18 protein-coding genes are annotated in these 17,258 nt (G+C 72.1%); 17 read left to right on the forward strand and 1 reads right to left on the reverse strand.

The features are described 5' to 3' along the window. The first annotated feature begins 33 nt into the window (after positions 1–33). From aroC to E3N83_RS03940, 17 genes are all read left to right on the forward strand, one after another. Positions 34–1,212 carry a chorismate synthase gene (aroC, locus tag E3N83_RS03860; protein WP_151082054.1) on the forward strand — a complete coding sequence of 393 codons (1,179 nt, stop codon included), beginning with the start codon at positions 34–36 and terminating at the stop codon, positions 1,210–1,212. Continuing rightward, positions 1,209–1,727 carry a shikimate kinase gene (locus E3N83_RS03865; protein WP_151082055.1) on the forward strand — a complete coding sequence of 173 codons (519 nt, stop codon included), beginning with the start codon at positions 1,209–1,211 and terminating at the stop codon, positions 1,725–1,727. The genes aroC and E3N83_RS03865 overlap by 4 nt, the downstream gene beginning before the upstream one ends. Then, positions 1,720–2,823 (forward strand): 3-dehydroquinate synthase, encoded by a 1,104-nt coding sequence (aroB, locus tag E3N83_RS03870; protein ID WP_151082056.1) that lies wholly within the window; start codon positions 1,720–1,722, stop codon positions 2,821–2,823. Before E3N83_RS03865 ends, aroB begins: the two co-directional genes overlap by 8 nt. Beyond that, the gene (locus tag E3N83_RS03875; RefSeq protein WP_151082057.1) at positions 2,820–3,254 is read left to right on the forward strand and encodes a type II 3-dehydroquinate dehydratase; all 435 of its coding nucleotides are present in this window, start codon (positions 2,820–2,822) and stop codon (positions 3,252–3,254) included. The genes aroB and E3N83_RS03875 overlap by 4 nt, the downstream gene beginning before the upstream one ends. 85 nt (positions 3,255–3,339) lie before the next feature. Then, entirely contained in the window at positions 3,340–3,759 is a 420-nt protein-coding gene (locus E3N83_RS03880) for a Rid family hydrolase (protein WP_151082058.1), read from the forward strand. A gap of 64 nt (positions 3,760–3,823) precedes the next feature. Beyond that, a complete protein-coding gene (locus E3N83_RS03885; protein ID WP_151082059.1) occupies positions 3,824–4,609 on the forward strand; it encodes an SIMPL domain-containing protein in 786 nt (261 codons plus the stop codon). A 118-nt stretch (positions 4,610–4,727) separates the two neighbouring features. Next, positions 4,728–5,291 carry an elongation factor P gene (gene efp, locus E3N83_RS03890; RefSeq protein ID WP_151082060.1) on the forward strand — a complete coding sequence of 188 codons (564 nt, stop codon included), beginning with the start codon at positions 4,728–4,730 and terminating at the stop codon, positions 5,289–5,291. A gap of 43 nt (positions 5,292–5,334) precedes the next feature. Continuing rightward, positions 5,335–5,745 (forward strand): transcription antitermination factor NusB, encoded by a 411-nt coding sequence (gene nusB, locus E3N83_RS03895; RefSeq protein WP_151082061.1) that lies wholly within the window; start codon positions 5,335–5,337, stop codon positions 5,743–5,745. 41 nt (positions 5,746–5,786) lie between these two features. Then, positions 5,787–6,614 (forward strand): DUF1206 domain-containing protein, encoded by an 828-nt coding sequence (locus tag E3N83_RS03900; protein ID WP_151082062.1) that lies wholly within the window; start codon positions 5,787–5,789, stop codon positions 6,612–6,614. 772 nt (positions 6,615–7,386) lie between these two features. After that, entirely contained in the window at positions 7,387–7,677 is a 291-nt protein-coding gene (locus tag E3N83_RS19740; RefSeq protein ID WP_202879315.1) for a GNAT family N-acetyltransferase, read from the forward strand. A 4-nt stretch (positions 7,678–7,681) separates the two neighbouring features. Continuing rightward, a complete protein-coding gene (locus E3N83_RS03910) occupies positions 7,682–9,037 on the forward strand; it encodes a dihydrolipoyl dehydrogenase family protein (RefSeq protein ID WP_151082063.1) in 1,356 nt (451 codons plus the stop codon). Between the two features lie 131 nt (positions 9,038–9,168). Then, positions 9,169–9,759, forward strand: a complete 591-nt coding sequence (pyrR, locus tag E3N83_RS03915; protein WP_151082064.1) for a bifunctional pyr operon transcriptional regulator/uracil phosphoribosyltransferase PyrR — start codon at positions 9,169–9,171, stop codon at positions 9,757–9,759. Then, on the forward strand, positions 9,756–10,742 hold the full coding sequence (locus E3N83_RS03920; RefSeq protein ID WP_151082065.1) for an aspartate carbamoyltransferase catalytic subunit: 987 nt from the start codon (positions 9,756–9,758) through the stop codon (positions 10,740–10,742). The genes pyrR and E3N83_RS03920 overlap by 4 nt, the downstream gene beginning before the upstream one ends. After that, positions 10,739–12,037, forward strand: coding sequence for a dihydroorotase (locus tag E3N83_RS03925; protein ID WP_151082066.1), 1,299 nt, complete (start codon positions 10,739–10,741; stop codon positions 12,035–12,037). Before E3N83_RS03920 ends, E3N83_RS03925 begins: the two co-directional genes overlap by 4 nt. A gap of 146 nt (positions 12,038–12,183) precedes the next feature. Further along, entirely contained in the window at positions 12,184–13,446 is a 1,263-nt protein-coding gene (locus tag E3N83_RS03930) for an MFS transporter (protein WP_151082067.1), read from the forward strand. 75 nt (positions 13,447–13,521) lie between these two features. Continuing rightward, positions 13,522–15,102 (forward strand): phospholipase D-like domain-containing protein, encoded by a 1,581-nt coding sequence (locus tag E3N83_RS03935; protein WP_151082068.1) that lies wholly within the window; start codon positions 13,522–13,524, stop codon positions 15,100–15,102. Continuing rightward, positions 15,102–16,046 carry a proline iminopeptidase-family hydrolase gene (locus E3N83_RS03940; RefSeq protein WP_151082069.1) on the forward strand — a complete coding sequence of 315 codons (945 nt, stop codon included), beginning with the start codon at positions 15,102–15,104 and terminating at the stop codon, positions 16,044–16,046. Before E3N83_RS03935 ends, E3N83_RS03940 begins: the two co-directional genes overlap by 1 nt. 50 nt (positions 16,047–16,096) lie before the next feature. On the opposite strand, the gene E3N83_RS03945 is transcribed toward E3N83_RS03940, so the two are convergent. Next, a complete protein-coding gene (locus E3N83_RS03945; RefSeq protein WP_191907933.1) occupies positions 16,097–17,152 on the reverse strand; it encodes a class I SAM-dependent methyltransferase in 1,056 nt (351 codons plus the stop codon). Between the last annotated feature and the right edge of the window lie 106 nt (positions 17,153–17,258).

Here is a 17,258-nt window from a genome sequence, read left to right on the forward strand (position 1 = left end):
AGTGGCCACCCGCGTCATGGAAGACTGAGGTCCATGCTGCGCTGGCTCACCGCGGGGGAGTCCCACGGCCCTGCCCTGGTCGCCATCCTGGAGGGGCTGCCCGCGCACGTCTCGATCACCACCGACGACATCGGCGAGGCCCTGGCCCGGCGCCGGCTGGGTCGCGGGCGTGGTGCCCGGATGAAGTTCGAGCAGGACCGGGTGACGCTCCTCGGCGGCGTCCGGCACGGGAAGAGCCAGGGCGGCCCGGTGGCGATCGAGATCGCGAACAGCGAGTGGCCCAAGTGGGAGCAGGTGATGGCGGCCGACCCGGTCGACCAGGCCGAGCTCGACGCGCTGGCCCGCAACGCCCCGCTGACCCGGCCCCGGCCGGGCCACGCCGACCTGGTCGGCATGCAGAAGTACGACTTCGACGAGGCCCGGCCGGTGCTGGAGCGGGCCTCGGCCCGCGAGACCGCCGCGCGGGTGGCGCTGGGCCGAGTGGCCTCCGCGTTCCTCGAGCAGGCGGCCGGTGTCCGGCTGGTCTCCCACGTCGTCGAGCTGGGCGGCGTCCGGGCGCCCGTGGGCATGGTCCCGGGGCCGGACGACGTGGCCCGGCTCGACGCCGACGAGGTGCGCTGCCTCGACCCCGAGGCCAGCGCGGCCATGGTGGCGGCGATCGACGAGGCCCACCGGGACGGCGACACCCTCGGCGGGGTCGTCGAGGTGGTGGCGCACGGGCTGCCGCCGGGTCTGGGCTCGCACGTGCACTGGGACCGCCGGCTCGACTCGCGGCTCGCCGGCGCGCTGATGGGCATCCAGGCGATCAAGGGGGTGGAGGTCGGCGACGGCTTCGAGGTCGCCGCCACCCGGGGCAGCCTGGCCCACGACGAGATCGTCCCCACCGCCGACGGCATCCGCCGCACCAGCGGACGCTCGGGCGGCACCGAGGGTGGGATGTCGACCGGTGAGGTCCTGCGGGTCCGGGCGGCGATGAAGCCGATCGCCACCGTGCCGCGGGCCCTGCGCACCGTCGACGTGAGCACCGGCGAGGCGGCGGTGGCCCACCACCAGCGTTCGGACGTGTGCGCCGTGCCGGCCGCCGGCGTCGTCGCCGAGGCGATGGTGGCACTCGTGCTCGCCGATGCCGTGCTCGAGAAGTTCGGTGGCGACTCGGTGGGGGAGACCCGTCGCAACCTCGACGGCTACCTTCACTCGCTGAGGCTTCGATGACCGGAGCCTCGCCCGGGCCGCGGCTGGTGCTGATCGGCCCGATGGGTGCCGGCAAGACCACGGTCGGCCGGCTGCTGGCCGAGCGCTGGGGCGTGGAGTTCCGCGACACCGACGACGACATCGAACAGGTCGCCGGCGCCAGCGTCAGCGACATCTTCGTGGAGTCGGGCGAGGAGCACTTCCGGGCCCTCGAGCGGGCGGCCGTCGCGCGCGCGGTCTCCGACCACCAGGGGGTGCTGGCCCTGGGCGGTGGTGCCGTGTTGGCCGAGAAGAGCCGGGCCGCCCTGACCGGACTTCCGGTCGTGTTCTTGCGGGTCGGGCTCACCGATGCGGCGTCCCGGGTCGGGCTCGGCGCCTCGCGCCCGCTGCTGCTCGGCAACGTCCGCGGCACGATGAAGGCGCTGCTCGACGAGCGAGCGCCCCTCTACGAGTCGCTGGCGATGGCGAGCGTCGACACCGACGGGCTCACGCCCGACGAGGTCGCCGACCGGGTCGAGGCGGTGCTGGGTGGCTGAGCCGAGCGTGATCCCGGTCGCGACCGGCGCGCCGTACGACGTGGTGGTCGGCGAGGACCTCCTCGACCGACTGCCCGCTGCCCTGGGCAAGGGTGTCGCTCGCGTCGCGGTGATCGCCCCGGTCGACCTCGACCGGTTCGCCGCCCCCGTGCGCGACCTGCTGGCGACGTCGTACGACGTGCTCGACCTGCCGGTCCCGCCCGGCGAGCGGGCCAAGACCGCCCACGTCGCCGACGACTGCTGGGAGCGGCTCGGACGGGCCGGCTTCACCCGCAGCGACGCCGTGGTGACGGTGGGCGGCGGTGCCACCACCGACCTGGGTGGCTTCGTCGCCGCGACCTGGCTCCGGGGGGTGCGCGTCGTGCACGTGCCGACCTCGCTGCTGGCGATGGTCGACGCCGCAGTGGGCGGCAAGACGGGCATCAACACCAGCAGGGGGAAGAACCTCGTCGGCGCCTTCCACGAGCCTGCCGCCGTGCTCTGCGACCTGGCCGTCCTGAGCTCCTTGCCGCGGGCCGAGCTGCGCTCCGGGCTCGGGGAGGTGGTCAAGTGCGGCTTCGTCGCCGACCCCCGGATCCTGGAGATCGTCGAGCAGTCCCCGCCCGACGCGCTCACCCCCGGATCGCCCGAGCTGCGCGAGCTCGTGGAGCGGGCGGTGCGGGTCAAGGCCGCCGTGGTCGCCGACGACCTCACCGAGCGCGGTGGCAGCGCCGGGCACCCGGGGCGCGAGATCCTGAACTACGGGCACACGATGGGTCACGCGATCGAGCGGGCCAGCGACTACGCCCTGCGCCACGGCGAGGCCGTGGCGATCGGCGCGGTGTTCGCGGCCGAGCTGGCCCGGACGGCCGGGCTGCTGGACCCCTCGGCCGCGGACCGGCACCGGTCGGTGCTGACCCGCGTCGGGCTGCCGACGACCTGGCACGGCGCGTCGTACGACGAGCTGCGCGCGCTGATGGCCATCGACAAGAAGTCGCGCGGCTCGGGCCTGCGTTTCGTAGTGCTGTCCGAGGTCGCCCGGCCACGCATCCTGGAGGGTCCCCACGAGGCTGACCTGCGGGCCGCCTACGACGTGATGACGGGAGCGGGAGCATGAGAGTGCTGGTGCTCAACGGTCCCAACCTCGGCCGGCTCGGGCGGCGGCAGCCGGAGATCTACGGCCGCACGACGTACCTCGAGCTGGTGGAGCTGTGCGTCGGCTGGGGGCGTGACCTCGGGCTCGAGGTCGAGGTCCGCCAGACCAACCACGAGGGCCGGCTGCTCGACTGGCTCAACACCGCCGCCGACGAGCAGACGCCCGTGGTGCTCAACGCGGCGGCGTGGACCCACTACTCGTTCGCGCTGATGGACGCGTGCGCGATGCTCACCGCGCCGCTGGTCGAGGTGCACATCAGCGACCCGGCGACGCGGCCCGAGGAGTTCCGGCACACCTCGGTGGTCACGCCGTACGCGGTGAGGGTGATCGCCGGACGCGGCGTCGACGGCTACCGCGACGCTCTGGCCGCGCTGGCCGAACGTTCCGGCTGAGCGCTCTGACTCCACGGGAACGGCACCTCGGGCATCCCCGGAAAACCGGGTGCCCGGCGACGGGTGAGTTGCCAGACTGACGCGCGTGACCAGCGAGATCCTCCGGATCAACCCCGAGCAGCTGCACGGCACGCCGGGCTACCACCATGTCACGGTGGTCGAGGTCGGGCGGCTGGCGTTCCTGGCGGGGCAGTGTCCGCTGGACCGCTCCGGTGGGCTCGTCGGCCCGGCCGATCTCGAGGCCCAGATCGACCAGGTCGCGGCGAACGCGCTCGCCGCCCTGAGCGCCGCGGGGGCCCGGCCGGACCAGGTCGTCCGATCGGTGATCTACGTCGTGGTCGGTGGGGACGATGACGGGGCCCTGGGGGTCGCGTGGCGACGCCTGACCGGCTCGGTGATCGGCGCCGCGTTCACGACGGCGAGCACGCTGCTCGGCGTCGTGAGGCTCGGCTTCCCCGGCCAGCTGGTCGAGGTCGACCTGACCGCGAGCCTCCCCGACGCCTGACCCGGGAACCGCTACGGCGTTGCGGCCGTCCGATCCGCAACGTTTCGGACCCAGGGAGCCCGCCATGAACCGCTCAGTCACTCTCAGCGCGAAAGGGGTGCTGGTCGCGCTGGTCTCGGCCCTGGCCCTCCTGGTCGCCTACCTGCTCGGCAACGGAGGGAGCACGGCACAGGCCGCGCCACAGGCACCCGCCGTCTCGACCGGGTCCGGCCACGCCCGGACCCTGGTGATGACCGGCACCGGCCGCACCGTCGGCGTCCCCGACGAGCTCTCCTTCTCGGTGTCGGTCGGGCTGGTCCGTCCCGACCTGGCGACCGCGCTGGCCGACGCGAACGCGACGATGAAGCGAGTGCTGACGTCCCTGGCGTCGTCCGGGGTCCAGCGCTCCGACGTCCAGACCACCGGGCTCTCGATGAACGCCGTCTACGACTACCACTCCTCGGGGCCGCCGACCCTGCGCGGCTACCGCGTCTCCCAGCGGGCCCAGGTGCTGGTCCGCGACCTGTCGAAGGGTGGTGCCGCCGTCACGGCGGCGGTGCACGCAGGTGGGAACGACGTTCGGGTGGGCAGCCTCGGGCTGCGGATCGCCGACCCCGAGGCGCTGCTGGCGAAGTCGCGGGCCGCCGCGGTGAAGGAGGCCACCGCCAAGGCCCAGGAGTACGCCGACGCCACCGGCCAGACCCTCGGTGACGTGCTCTCGCTGCGCGAGGTGCACGCCTCGGCACCGGTGGTCCGGATGCAGGCTCTCCCGGCGGCCTCGTTCGACGCGCTGAAGGGTGCGGCCCTCCCGATCCGGGCCGGCAAGGACAAGCTCGCGGTCACCGTCCGGATCGAGTGGTCCTTCGCCTGACCGGCCGAGCCTGGGGATTCCGGGGCCGGGCCGGCGCCGTACTAGACTCGGGGGTCGCCCGCCCGGAGGTTCTTCCGCGGCTGGGCGTCCCTGATCCCGACGGAAGAGGCGCTCCCGCATGGCCACCACCAACGACCTCAAGAACGGCATGGTCCTCAACCTCGACGGCCAGCTCTGGCAGGTCATCTGGTTCCAGCACCACAAGCCCGGCAAGGGCGGTGCGGTGGTCCGGTCGAAGCTGAAGAACATCGAGTCCGGCAAGACCGTGGACCGCACCTTCAACTCCGACGTGAAGGTCGACGTCGCGAACGTCGACAAGCGGACGATGCAGTACCTCTACAACGACGGCACCTCCTACGTCTTCATGGACACCGGCACGTTCGACCAGACCGAGATCTCCCCGGAGATCGTCGGCGACGCCAAGAACTTCCTCCTGGAGAACCAGGACGCCGTGGTGGCCACGAACGACGGCCGGGTGCTCTACCTCGAGCTGCCCGCCTCCGTCCTGCTCGAGGTGACCTACACCGAGCCGGGCGTCGTCGGGGACAGTGCGACCGGCCGGACCAAGCCCGCGACCCTCGAGACCGGTCACGAGATCCAGGTGCCGCTGTTCATCACGCAGGGCGAGAAGGTCAAGGTCGACACCCGCGACTCGTCCTACCTCGGCCGCGTGAAGTCCTGACTTCCCAGGTCATGAGCACGGCCGTGAACGAGGTCGCGTCCTGATGTCGGCCCGGTCGAAGGCCCGTAAGCGGGCGCTGGACATCCTCTACGCCGCGGAGCTGCGCGGGCAGGACCCCGTCGTCGAGCTCGATGCGGCGATCGCCGCCGACGAGGGCCCGACCAACCCCTACACCGCCGACCTGGTCCGCGGTGTGGCAGCACACCGCGAGCGGATCGACGAGCTGCTCACGTCGTACTCCCAGGCCTGGACCCTCGACCGGATGCCTGTCATCGACCGCAACGCGCTGCGGATCGGTGCGTTCGAGCTGCTGTACGCCGACGACGTCCCGGCCGCGGTGGCGGTCAGCGAGGCGGTCGCGCTGGTCCGCAACCTGTCCACGGACGAGTCGCCGGCCTTCGTCAACGGCGTGCTCGGCAGCATGCTGCGCGACCGGAACTCACTCACCCCCTAGGGTGGGACCGCGCCCCTTGACGCGGCGCTAGGGTCGGCCGCATGGCGGATGTCAGCGACCGGGCCCAGCAGATGGGCCACCAGGCCAACAACAGCGAGTGGATGGACCGCGCGGTGCGCGTCGGCATGGTCGCCTACGGCATCGTCCACCTCACCATCGCCTGGCTGGCGATCCAGCTCGCCCTCGGCAACAACAGCGGCAACGCCTCGCGCAACGGCGCGCTGGCCCAGCTCGCTCAGCAGCCGTTCGGCAAGGTCGTCGTGTGGGTGATCGCGATCGGGATGGTGTTCCTGGTCGCCTGGAAGCTGCTCGAGGCGTTCGTGGACTCCCAGATCGAGGACGGCGCCAAGCAGTGGCTCAAGCCGGCGGTCAACATCGGCAAGGCGATCGTCTACGGCACCCTGGGGATCAGCGCCTTCCACACCGCCACCGGTTCGAAGTCCAAGGGCAGCAGCACCTCGTCGTGGACCGCCAAGCTGATGGACCAGCCGTTCGGCCGCTGGCTGGTGGGGATCATCGGACTGGCCGTGATCGGCTACGGGGTGTTCCTGGCCTACAGCGGCTACAAGGAGAAGTTCCTCAAGCACCTCGACGCCGAGGGCAAGAGCGGCGACCAGGGCAAGGCCTACAAGATGTTCGGCAAGATCGGCTACATCGCCAAGGGCGTGGCGATCGGCGCCATCGGCGCGCTGTTCATCTTCGCGGCCGTGGACCACAAGGCCAAGAAGTCCGGCGGTCTCGACCAGGCGCTGCACAAGGTGCTCCAGCAGCCCTTCGGGCCGGTGCTGCTGATCGCGATCGCGCTGGGTATCGGCTGCTACGGCCTCTTCTGCTTCGCTCGGGCGCGGCACCTCTCCGCCCAGCGGTGACCCCGCCTTCGCCCCTGCCGCAGGGGTGGACCACCCGGCTTCCCGACGAGGCGGACCTGCCGGTCCTGGTGGCGCTCCGCCTGGCCGACCGCGCGCCGTACACCGGTGAGGTCTCGGTCGACGAGGCGGCCGTGGAGTCCGAGGTCGTCGGCCAGGCGTCCTGGACCCGTCGGCAGCGCGTGGTCTGCGATCCCGACGGCCGGCTGCGCGGCTGGGTCTCGGTGCAGGACCGCGCCGCGGGCCGCACCATGGTCTCCCTCTGGCTCGAGCCGGACCTCCCCGACGGCGACCGGATCGCCGGGGTGCTGCTGGCCTGGGCCGACGACGAGGGCCGGGCGATCGCCCACCTGAGGGGGGTCGAGAGCACCCGGATGGACGCCTCGCCGTTCGCCGACGACGTCGTGGCCAAGCGCCGGCTCGAGGCGGCCGGCTACACCTGCCGCCGGCGCTGGCTGCACATGTCGCGGCCGGTCGACGCCACCGAGCTGTTCCCCGCCCTGCGCGAGGGGGTGACCGTACGGCGCGTGGCCACCCACGCCAACGGCGTGCCGGTCGCCTCCGACCTCCAGATCGTGCACCTGATGCTGGAGGAGTCGTTCCAGGACCACTTCAACTCCTACCGGGAGAGCTTCCCGGAGTTCGTGCAGAGGCTCCGCGAGGACCCCGGCCACCGCTGGGACCACTGGTGGCTGGCGTTCGTCTCGACTCCGCTCGACGCAGGCGTCTCCGCGGACGACCGGCACCAGGTGCCCGCGGGGCCATCGTCTGCTCCGTGCTGGCCGCCGACGCGTCCGGCGCCACCGGCAGCTACGTCGACTACATCGGCGTCAACCGCGCGGCCCGCGGACGCGGGGTGGCCAAGGGGCTGCTGCACACGGTGCTGTCCGATGCCGCCGTCCGGGGCCGCAACCGGGTCGCCCTGGAGGTCGACGCCGACTCACCGACCAGTGCCGACGCGCTCTACCTGTCGATGGGCTGGGTCACCGACCACGTCACCGAGTCGTGGTTCCGCGAGGTGCGGCCCAGCGAGCGGCACCAAGTTTCGGGCAGTGTGATGGGGTGAGGGCATGACCGACACCGAGTACGACGTCATCGTGGTGGGCCTGGGGCCCGGCGGCGAGCACGTGGCCATCAAACTGAGCGAGGGCGGCCTGCGGGTGCTCGGCATCGAGGAGCGCCTGGTGGGCGGCGAGTGCCCCTACTTCGGCTGTGTGCCCTCGAAGATGATGATCGCCGCAGCGCACACCCTGCGGGAGGCGGGCCGGGTCGACGGGCTCGCCGGCGCGGCGACCGTGTCGCCCGACTGGACGCCGGTCGCGGACCGGATCCGCGGCGAGGCCACCGACGACTGGGACGACGCGGTCGCGGTCAAGCGGCTCGAGGACAGTGGCGCGACCTTCGTCCGCGGCCACGGGGTGCTGGCCGGCGACGGCCGGGTCACGGTCGGCGACACGACGTACACCGCGACGAAGGGGATCGTGCTCAACACCGGCACCGCGCCGGCCGCCCCACCGATCGACGGGCTGGCGGACACGCCGTACTGGACCAACCGGGACGCCGTGCGGCTGCGCGCCCTGCCCTCGTCGGCGGTCGTCATCGGCGGCGGAGCGATCGGGTGCGAGCTCTCGCAGGTGATGGCGCTGTTCGGGGTGCGGGTCACCGTGGTCGACCTGGCCGACCGGCTCCTCGCCCTCGAGGAGCCGGAGGCCGGCGAGGCACTGGAGAAGGCGTTCGCCGAGACCGGGATCCAGGTGCTGACCGGTGTCTCGATCGGGTCGGTGGGCTACGCCGACGGGCGGTTCACGGTCGACCTGGGCGACCAGATGGTCACCGCCGAGAAGCTGCTCGTCGCCGCCGGGCGTCGTACCAACCTGGCCGGGCTGGGCCTCGAGCACGTCGGGCTCGACCCGGAGGCGAAGCTGCTCGACCCCGACGAGCGGATGCACGTCGCCGAGGGCGTCTGGGCGGTCGGTGACATCACCGGGAAGGGCGCCTACACCCACGTGTCGATGTACCAGGCGGCCGTCGTCGTCGACGACCTCCTGGGCCGGGACGGTCCGCCGGCCGACTACCGGGCGGTGGCGCGGGTGACCTTCACGGCACCGGAGGTCGCCTCGGTCGGGCTCAGCGAGAAGGCCGCTCGCGACCAGGGCCTCGAGGTCCGGACGGCGACCGGAGACCTGGGCTCGCGTGGCTGGCTGACCCGCGAGGACGGCCTGATCAAGCTCGTCGCGGACGCGAAGCGCGACGTCCTGGTCGGTGCCACGGTGGTGGCCCCGGCCGGCGGCGAGATCATGTCGATGCTCGCACTGGCGGTGCACGCCGAGGTGCCGATCGAGACGATGCTGCACATGCACTTCGCCTACCCGACCTACCACCGGGCCATCGAGACCGTGCTCAAGGAGCTCGCGCCGCCGCGGTGACGCGCGGCCGGCGACGAGCCCGTTCCGGTTGGCGGAGGAGGGCCGGCCGGCTGGTAAGGTCCGGTCGACCACCTGGTTCGACATCCTTTAACGAGCCGTCCCGTGAGGCGGAGAAGGAGGTCTGGCAGCCCATGCCTGCGCCTGCGACATCCTCGGCGGCTGACTCCGATCGCCCCGACCCCGGCCGGACCGTGCTCGACTCCGGTGACATCTCCCGGGCCCTGAGCCGGATCTCCCACGAGATCCTCGAGCGCAACAAGGGCGCGGAGGGCTTGGTCCTGCTCGGAATCCCGTCGCGCGGTGTGCCGCTCGCGGAGCGGATCGCCGGGCGGATCGCGGCGGTCGAGGGCGAGGCGGTGCCGTGCGGGTCCCTCGACGTGACGATGTACCGCGACGACCTGCGGCTCAAGCCGGCCCGCACGCTGCTGCCGACGCAGATCCCCGACGGCGGCATCGACGACCGGACGGTGGTCCTGGTCGACGACGTGCTGTTCTCCGGGCGCACCATCAGGGCGGCTCTCGACGCGCTGAACGACGTGGGTCGACCGCGCTCGGTCCAGCTCGCGGTGCTGGTCGACCGCGGCCACCGCGAGCTGCCGATCCGGGCCGACTTCGTCGGCAAGAACCTCCCGACCTCGCTGGTGCAGCGGGTGCGGGTCCACCTCACCGGCGTCGACGACGAGGACGCCGTGATCATCGAGGGAGCAGGAGAGGCCCGATGAAGAAGCACCTGCTGTCGGCCGCGGACCTGACCCGCGAGGACGCCGAGCTGATCCTGTCGACCACCGACGAGATGCGCTCCCTGGCCGACCGGCCGATCAAGAAGCTGCCCGCGCTGCGTGGCCGCACGGTGGTCAACCTGTTCTTCGAGGACTCCACCCGGACCCGGATCTCCTTCGAGGCCGCGGCGAAGCGACTGTCGGCCGACGTCATCAACTTCTCGGCCAAGGGCTCGTCGCTGTCCAAGGGGGAGTCCCTCAAGGACACCGCGCTCACGCTCGAGGCGATGGGCTGCGACGCCGTGGTCTGCCGGCACGGCGCGAGCGGCGCACCGCACCGGCTGGCCAACTCCGGCTGGGTGCGCGCCTCGGTGGTCAACGCCGGCGACGGCACCCACGAGCACCCCACCCAGGCGCTCCTCGACGCGTTCACGATGTGGCGACACCTCGGGCCGCGCAACGGCGGCACCCTCGACGGCCAGCGGATCGCGATCGTCGGTGACGTGCTGCACTCGCGGGTGGCCCGCTCCAACGCGCTGCTGCTGCACACCTTGGGCGCCGAGGTGACGCTGGTCGCGCCGCCGACCCTGCTGCCGGTGGGCATCGAGTCGTGGCCGGTCGACACGTCGTACGACCTCGACGGCGTGCTGCCGAAGGCCGACGCGGTGATGATGCTGCGGGTCCAGAGGGAGCGGATGAACGGCGGGTTCTTCCCGACCCCGCGGGAGTACAGCCGGCGCTACGGCCTCGACGGTCGCCGGATGGCCACCCTCCAGGACCACACGATCGTGATGCACCCCGGCCCGATGGTGCGCGGGATGGAGATCACCGCCGACGTGGCCGACTCCGACCGCTCGGTGATCGTCGAGCAGGTCAGCAACGGCGTCGCGGTCCGGATGGCGGTCCTCTACCTGCTGCTCGGCGGCAGCGAACCGGCTGTCGGTACGACGGAGCCGGCCACGGCGAGCGAAGGGACGGACGCATGACCGGCTACCTGATCACGGGCGCGGCGATCCTCGGCGGCGACCCCACGGACCTCCTGCTCCAGGACGGCCGGGTCGTGCTGGACCCCTCGGTGGTCGAGCGGAGTCGGGACGACGGTGACGTCGAGGTGGTCGACGCGACCGGCCTGATCGCGCTGCCCGGCCTGGTCGACCTGCACACCCATCTGCGCGAGCCCGGTCGCGAGGACGCCGAGACCGTGCTGACCGGCACCCAGGCCGCCGCGATGGGCGGCTTCACCGCCGTGCACGCGATGGCCAACACCGAGCCGGTCGCCGACACGGCGGGCGTCGTCGAGCAGGTCTGGCGGCTGGGCCGCGAGGGCGGCTACTGCGACGTCTATCCCGTCGGCGCGGTCACGGTCGGCCTGGCCGGGCAGCGGCTCGCCGAGCTCGGGGCGATGGCCGACTCCGCGGCTCGGGTCCGGGTCTTCTCCGACGATGGGCACTGCGTCGACGACGCCGTGCTGATGCGCCGGGCGCTGGAGTACGTCAAGGCGTTCGACGGCGTCGTGGCCCAGCACGCCCAGGAGCCGCGGCTCACCGGGAACGCGCAGATGAACGAGGGCGAGCTCTCGGGTCGCCTCGGCCTCGCCGGCTGGCCGGCCGTCGCCGAGGAGGCCGTGATCGCGCGCGACTGCCTGCTCGCCGCCCACGTCGGCTCGCGGCTGCACGTCTGCCACGTCTCGACCGCCGGCTCGGTGGAGATCATCCGCCAGGCCAAGGCCTCCGGCTGGAACGTCACCGCCGAGGTCTGCCCCCACCACCTGCTCCTGACCGACGAGCTCGCGGCGACCTACGACCCGATCTACAAGGTCAACCCGCCGCTGCGGACCGCCGCCGACACCGAGGCGCTGCGCGCCGCGCTGGCCGACGGCACGATCGACGTCGTCGCCACCGACCACGCCCCGCACCCGCTCGAGGACAAGGACTGCGAGTGGGCTGCGGCGGCGTTCGGCATGATCGGCCTCGAGACCGCGCTGTCCGTGGTGCAGGAGACGATGGTCGACCCCGGGCTGCTGACCTGGGCCGAGGTCGCCGAGCGGATGTCCTACGCCCCTGCCCGGATCGGCCGGGTCGGCGACCACGGTCAGCCGCTCGAGGAGGGCGCACCGGCCAACGTCGTGCTCTACGACCCGTCCGTACGCCGTGTGGTCGACGCCCGCGAGTCGGTCTCGCTGTCGCGCAACACGCCGTACGCCGGGATGGAGCTGCCGGGCCGGGTGGTGGCGACCTTCCTGCGCGGCACGCCGACCGTGCTGGACGGCAAGCTCGCCTAGAGCGAGGACGGCCCGTCCCGGCGGAGCCGGGGCGGGGCGGCCGCAGGGATCGCCGCCGCGAGCTTGCTCGCCAGGCGCCTGCCTGTCTCTGATAACAACTGGATCACTGTCGGCGCCCCTTGTGAGGATGGGTGCGTGATGACTCGGTGATCTCTCGCATCCTGCCTCCCACCAAGCTCGAGCGTGACCTCGCTCTGCAGTGCGTGCTGTCGGCGTTCGCGACCGGCTCGTTCATCACCGGCACCGCGGTGTTCTTCACCCAGGTCGTGGGGCTGTCCGGCTCGCAGGTCGGGCTGGGGCTGTCGCTGGCCGGGGTGGTCACGCTGCTGCTGTCGCTGCCGCTCGGCCGGCTCTCCGACCACGTCGGCGCCAAGCCGCTGTGGGCGGCGGGCTCGCTGGTCGAGGCGGTGCTGTACTTCGCCTGGCCGCTGGTCGGGGGCATGGTCACCTTCGTGGCCCTGCTGTCGGTGCTCGCCGCGGTGTCGACCGCGGGCAACACCGGGCGCAACGTCTACCGGATCGCGGTCTTCCCGCGCGAGGTGCGGGTCCGCGCGCTGGCCTACATGCGGTCGGCACGCAACGTCGGCTACACCCTGGGCGCCCTGGCCGGCGGCATCGCGCTGGCCGTCGGCACCCGGACGGCGATCACCGCGGTGCCGATCCTGACCGGGGTGCTGCTGCTGCTGAACGCGGCGATGGTGATGACGCTGCCCGCGATCGAGCGGCCGGCCCCGCCGCCCGGCCACGACGACCCCGACGCCGTCCCGGCCCCGCCGGCGTGGCGCAACCGCGGTTTCGTGGTCCTCTCGGCCTGCAACGGGGTGCTGACCTCCAACCAGGTGCTGCTCAACGTCGTCGTGCCGCTGTGGCTCGTCGAGCGCACGGATGCGCCGCACACGCTGCTGGCCTGGCTGTTCGGCACCAACACGGTGATGGCGGTCTGTCTCCAGGTGCGGGCCTCCCGGGGCTCCGAGACGGTGCCCGGTGCGCTGCGCGCGGTGCGCCGCTGTGGCTGGTCGTTCGTGCTGTCGTGCCTGGTCATCAGCATCACCCACGAGACCGTCGGCTGGGTCTCCATCGCGCTGATCTGGCTGGGCCACGTGACCATCACCGGGGCCGAGCTGTGGCAGTCGGCCTCCGACTGGGGCTTCCAGTCCGAGCTGTCCGACCACCGCCGGCTCGGTGACTACCAGGGCGTCTGGGGCCTGGGCTACCAGGTGGGCCCGATCCTCTTCCCGGGGCTGTACACCTTCCTCGCCCTCCAGTGGGGAGCGCCGGGGTGGGCGGTGATCGCGGTGCTCGCCGTGGTCGCGGCCGTCGTCGCCCATCCGGCAGCCAGGGCCGCGGAGCGCTACCTGGAGCGGGCCGGTGCGTCGTACCCCCTCGACCCGGCGGCGGCCACCTCCTAGCCACCTCCTGACTGCAACCTGACCGCGCCGGGGGGGTGGTGTGTGCCGGACCGCGGGAGGAGCATGCTTCGACCCATGACCGACGTCTCGAGCTGGTTCCTGAGCAAGGCCGAGCGGGCCAACCCGACCACGTGTCTCGACGACCACCACCCCGGTGACCGAGCCTGGTCGGAGGGCAACCTGGTTCGGCACCTGATCCACGGCTCGGAGTACTTCCGCGAGCTGTACGACGCGATCGAGGGCGCGCAGGCGGGCGACCTGCTGTTCTTCACCGACTGGCAGGGTGATGCCGACGAGCAGCTGATCGGCATCCCCGGCAGCGAGGTCGTCGAGGTGCTGTGCCGGGCCGACGAGCGCGGCGTCGACGTGCGCGGTCTCGTCTGGCGCTCGCACATGAGCCAGACCGGCTTCTTCGCCTCCCAGAACCGGCACCTGGGCGAGCAGCTCCAGAAGCGCGGCGCCGAGGTGCTGCTGGACATGCGGGTCCGGACCGGCGGTTCGCACCACCAGAAGTTCGTGGTCATCCGCTACCGGGACGACCCGACGCGTGACGTCGCGTTCGTGGGCGGCATGGACCTCGCCCACAACCGCCGCGACGACGCCACCCACCGCGGCGACCCGCAGCCGCAGACCCTGACCGAGGAGTACGGCCCCAACCCGCCCTGGCACGACGTCCAGGTGGCGATCCACGGACCGGCCGTGTACGACGTGGAGACGGTCTTCCGCGAGCGCTGGGAGGACCCGACCCCGCTCTCTCAGGCCCCGTGGCGCCGGCTGGCCGACAAGCTGCGTCGGCTCGACACGACCCCCGACCCGCTTCCCGAGCAGTGGCCGCCGCCGCCCGAGGCCGGCCCGCACCCGGTCCAGCTGCTGCGCACCTATCCCAACCTCCGGCACGGACGCGACTACCCGTTCGCCCGCGGCGGGGAGCGCAGCGTGGCCCGCGGCTACACCAAGGCGGTGGCGCGGGCCGAGCGGATCGTCTACGTCGAGGACCAGTACTTCTGGGGTCACGACGTGGCCGACGTCTTCGAGCCGACCCTGCGCGACCACCCGGAGCTGCGCCTGGTGGTGGTGATCCCCCTGGTGCCCGACATCGCCGGCCTCAACCGGGTGCCGCAGTACCTCGGCCGGGAGCGTGCGATCGAGACCCTGATGCGGATCGCGCCGGGCCGGGTGGCGGCGTACGGCATCGAGAACCACGCCGGCACGCCGGTCTACGTCCATGCCAAGGTCTGTGTGATCGACGACCTCTGGGCCAGCACCGGATCCGACAACTTCAACCGGCGCTCCTGGACCCACGACTCCGAGCTCAGCGCCGTGGTCCTCGACCACGACTACGCCCTCGACTTCCGGCTCACGCTCGCAGCCGAGCACCTCGACCGGCTCGACGACGTGGCCGCGGGCGACCTGCGTGAGGTGATGAGCGACTGCGTCGACCCCGCCGGGCTGTACGACGTGTACGCCGCCAGCGCGGCCCGGCTCGAGGCCTGGCACCGGGATGGCAACCTCGGTGAGCGTCCGCCGGGCCGGCTCCGCCCGATCCCGCTGCCGAAGCTGTCGAAGGCCAAGCGGGTGCTGGCCAAGGTGCCGCTCGAGGTCGTCCACGACCCCGACGGTCGGCCCGGTCCGCTCCGAGGAGAGGCGCAGTACTGATGACCGACTACCTCGACACCACCGGCCGCCCGGACCGGATCTCCGGCGGGGTCCGGATGATCCCGGTCAGCACACCCTCGGGGGAGTACGAGGTCTGGACCAAGCGGGTCGGCAACAACCCGACGACCAAGGTGCTGCTCCTGCACGGCGGCCCGGGCTGCACCCACGAGTACTTCGAGCCGTGCGACTCGTTCCTGCCGGCGGCCGGGGTGGAGTACTACTACTACGACCAGCTCGGCTCCCACTACAGCGACCAGCCCGACGACCCCACGCTGTGGGCCATCGACCGCTTCGTCGACGAGGTCGAGCAGGTGCGCCAGGCGCTCGGCCTCGACGCCGACAGCTTCGTGCTGATGGGCCAGTCGTGGGGTGGCGTGCTGGCGATGGAGTACGCGCTGGCGCATCAGGAGCATCTCAAGGGCCTGGTGATCTCCAACATGATGGCCAGCGGCCCGGCGTACAACGCCTATGCCGAGGACGTCCTGATGCCGGCGATGGACCAGGACGCCCTCGCCGAGATCAAGCGGCTGGAGGCGACCGGGGCGACCGACGACCCGTCGTACGAGGCGCTGCTGTACGAGCACCACTACCGCCACCACGTGTGCCGGATGCCGGTCGACCAGTGGCCCGACCCGGTCAACCGGGCGATGGCCCACATCAACCCGGCCATCTATGTGCCGATGCAGGGGCCGAGCGAGCTCGGGCTGAGCGGGGTGCTGCTCGACTGGGACCGCACCGCCGACCTGCACCGGATCGAGGTGCCCACGCTGGTGATGGGAGCCGAGCACGACACCATGGATCCGGCCCACCTGCGCTGGATGGCCGACCAGCTGCCCCGGGGCCGCTACCACCACTGCCCCGAGGGCAGCCACCTCGCCATCGTCGACGACCAGGAGACCTACTTCGACGGGCTGCTCGGCTTCCTGCGCGAGCTCGACGCCTGAGCCCGGGCCGGACGCGGTGACGCCCGACCCGGGCACCCCCCGTTGCCGTGTCAGAGCCGCGCCTCGTAGACGAGGTTGAACGGCGTCTCGCCGACCCGGCGGAAGCGAGTGAAGCCGGCGTCGGTGCACACCTGGCGGATCGCCTTCTCGCCGGCCTGGGCTCCGAGCGCGTAGCCACCCGGCTGGGACAGCGCGTTGGGCACGCACAGGAAGGTGGAGAAGTTGTAGTACACCCGGCCCACCGGATTGAGGTTCTCGGCCACGGTGTCGAACGCGGCCGGCTCGACGATCAGCCAGGCGCCGTCCGGGTCGAGGGCGGAGCGCACGTGCTTCGCCGCGCCCAACGGGTCGCCCATGTCGTGCAGGCAGTCGAAGCTGGTCACCAGGTCGTAGCCCGTGCCGGTGAACGCCTGTGCGCCCGCCACCTCGAAGCTCACGCGGTCGGCGACGCCGGCCTCCGCGGCGCGCTTTCCGGCCTCGCGCACCGAACCGTCGTGATAGTCGGAGCCGGTGAAGGTCGAGGCCGGGAACGCCTGCGCCATCAAGACCGTGCTGGCGCCGTGTCCGCAACCGATGTCGGCCACCCGCGCACCCCGCTGGAGCTTGGCCTGGGACCCGTCGAGGGCCGGGATCCACTCCGCCACCAGGTGGGCGAGATAGCCCGGCCGGAAGAACTGCTCGCAGCCGTGGAAGACCTGCTCGTCGTGCTCGTGCCAGCCGACGCCGGCGCCGGTTCGGTAGGCCTCCTCCATCCGAGGCACCGCAGCCAGGGAGCCCAGCGCGAGCTCGAAGGCACCGGGCAGGAAGAGCGGTCCATCGGGGTCGGTCAGGGCGAACGCCTTCTCCTCGGTCATGGAGTAGCGGTCGGCCTCGGCGTCGTACTCGACGTAGCCGCCGGCGGCCTGGCCACGGAGCCACTCGGTGACGTAGCGGGCGTCGGTGCCGGTCCGCTGGGCGAGCTCGGCCGCGGTGGCCGGCTCGTTCGCGAGGGCACGGTAGAGGCCGAGGCGGTCGCCGAGCACGACGTTGCCCGCGGAGACGGTGGCGCCGAGGTCGCCGGCGAACTGCCCGACGAAGGCCATCAGCTTGTCGGTGTCGATTGCCATGGTGTGAATCCCTTCCAGAGGTGGATGCTGTCCGGCAGGAGGATCGGACACGTCGGTTGCAATCCGATTGCAACCGCCGTCGACCACGATGAGTCCAGGTCGACGA

The sequence above is a fragment of the Nocardioides cynanchi genome (genome assembly GCF_008761635.1).
GTDB lineage: Bacteria > Actinomycetota > Actinomycetes > Propionibacteriales > Nocardioidaceae > Nocardioides > Nocardioides cynanchi.

Bases quoted from the DNA above. Each gene is read 5' to 3' on its own strand.
- aroC (WP_151082054.1), top strand. From the start codon at position 34: ATGCTGCGCTGGCTCACCGCGGGGGAGTCCCACGGCCCTGCCCTGGTC.
- E3N83_RS03865 (WP_151082055.1), top strand. From the start codon at position 1,209: ATGACCGGAGCCTCGCCCGGGCCGCGGCTGGTGCTGATCGGCCCGATG.
- E3N83_RS03875 (WP_151082057.1), top strand. From the start codon at position 2,820: ATGAGAGTGCTGGTGCTCAACGGTCCCAACCTCGGCCGGCTCGGGCGG.
- E3N83_RS03885 (WP_151082059.1), top strand. From the start codon at position 3,824: ATGAACCGCTCAGTCACTCTCAGCGCGAAAGGGGTGCTGGTCGCGCTG.
- efp (WP_151082060.1), top strand. From the start codon at position 4,728: ATGGCCACCACCAACGACCTCAAGAACGGCATGGTCCTCAACCTCGAC.
- nusB (WP_151082061.1), top strand. From the start codon at position 5,335: ATGTCGGCCCGGTCGAAGGCCCGTAAGCGGGCGCTGGACATCCTCTAC.
- E3N83_RS03900 (WP_151082062.1), top strand. From the start codon at position 5,787: ATGGCGGATGTCAGCGACCGGGCCCAGCAGATGGGCCACCAGGCCAAC.
- E3N83_RS03910 (WP_151082063.1), top strand. From the start codon at position 7,682: ATGACCGACACCGAGTACGACGTCATCGTGGTGGGCCTGGGGCCCGGC.
- pyrR (WP_151082064.1), top strand. From the start codon at position 9,169: ATGCCTGCGCCTGCGACATCCTCGGCGGCTGACTCCGATCGCCCCGAC.
- E3N83_RS03920 (WP_151082065.1), top strand. From the start codon at position 9,756: ATGAAGAAGCACCTGCTGTCGGCCGCGGACCTGACCCGCGAGGACGCC.
- E3N83_RS03925 (WP_151082066.1), top strand. From the start codon at position 10,739: ATGACCGGCTACCTGATCACGGGCGCGGCGATCCTCGGCGGCGACCCC.
- E3N83_RS03935 (WP_151082068.1), top strand. From the start codon at position 13,522: ATGACCGACGTCTCGAGCTGGTTCCTGAGCAAGGCCGAGCGGGCCAAC.
- E3N83_RS03940 (WP_151082069.1), top strand. From the start codon at position 15,102: ATGACCGACTACCTCGACACCACCGGCCGCCCGGACCGGATCTCCGGC.
- E3N83_RS03945 (WP_191907933.1), bottom strand. From the start codon at position 17,152: ATGGCAATCGACACCGACAAGCTGATGGCCTTCGTCGGGCAGTTCGCC.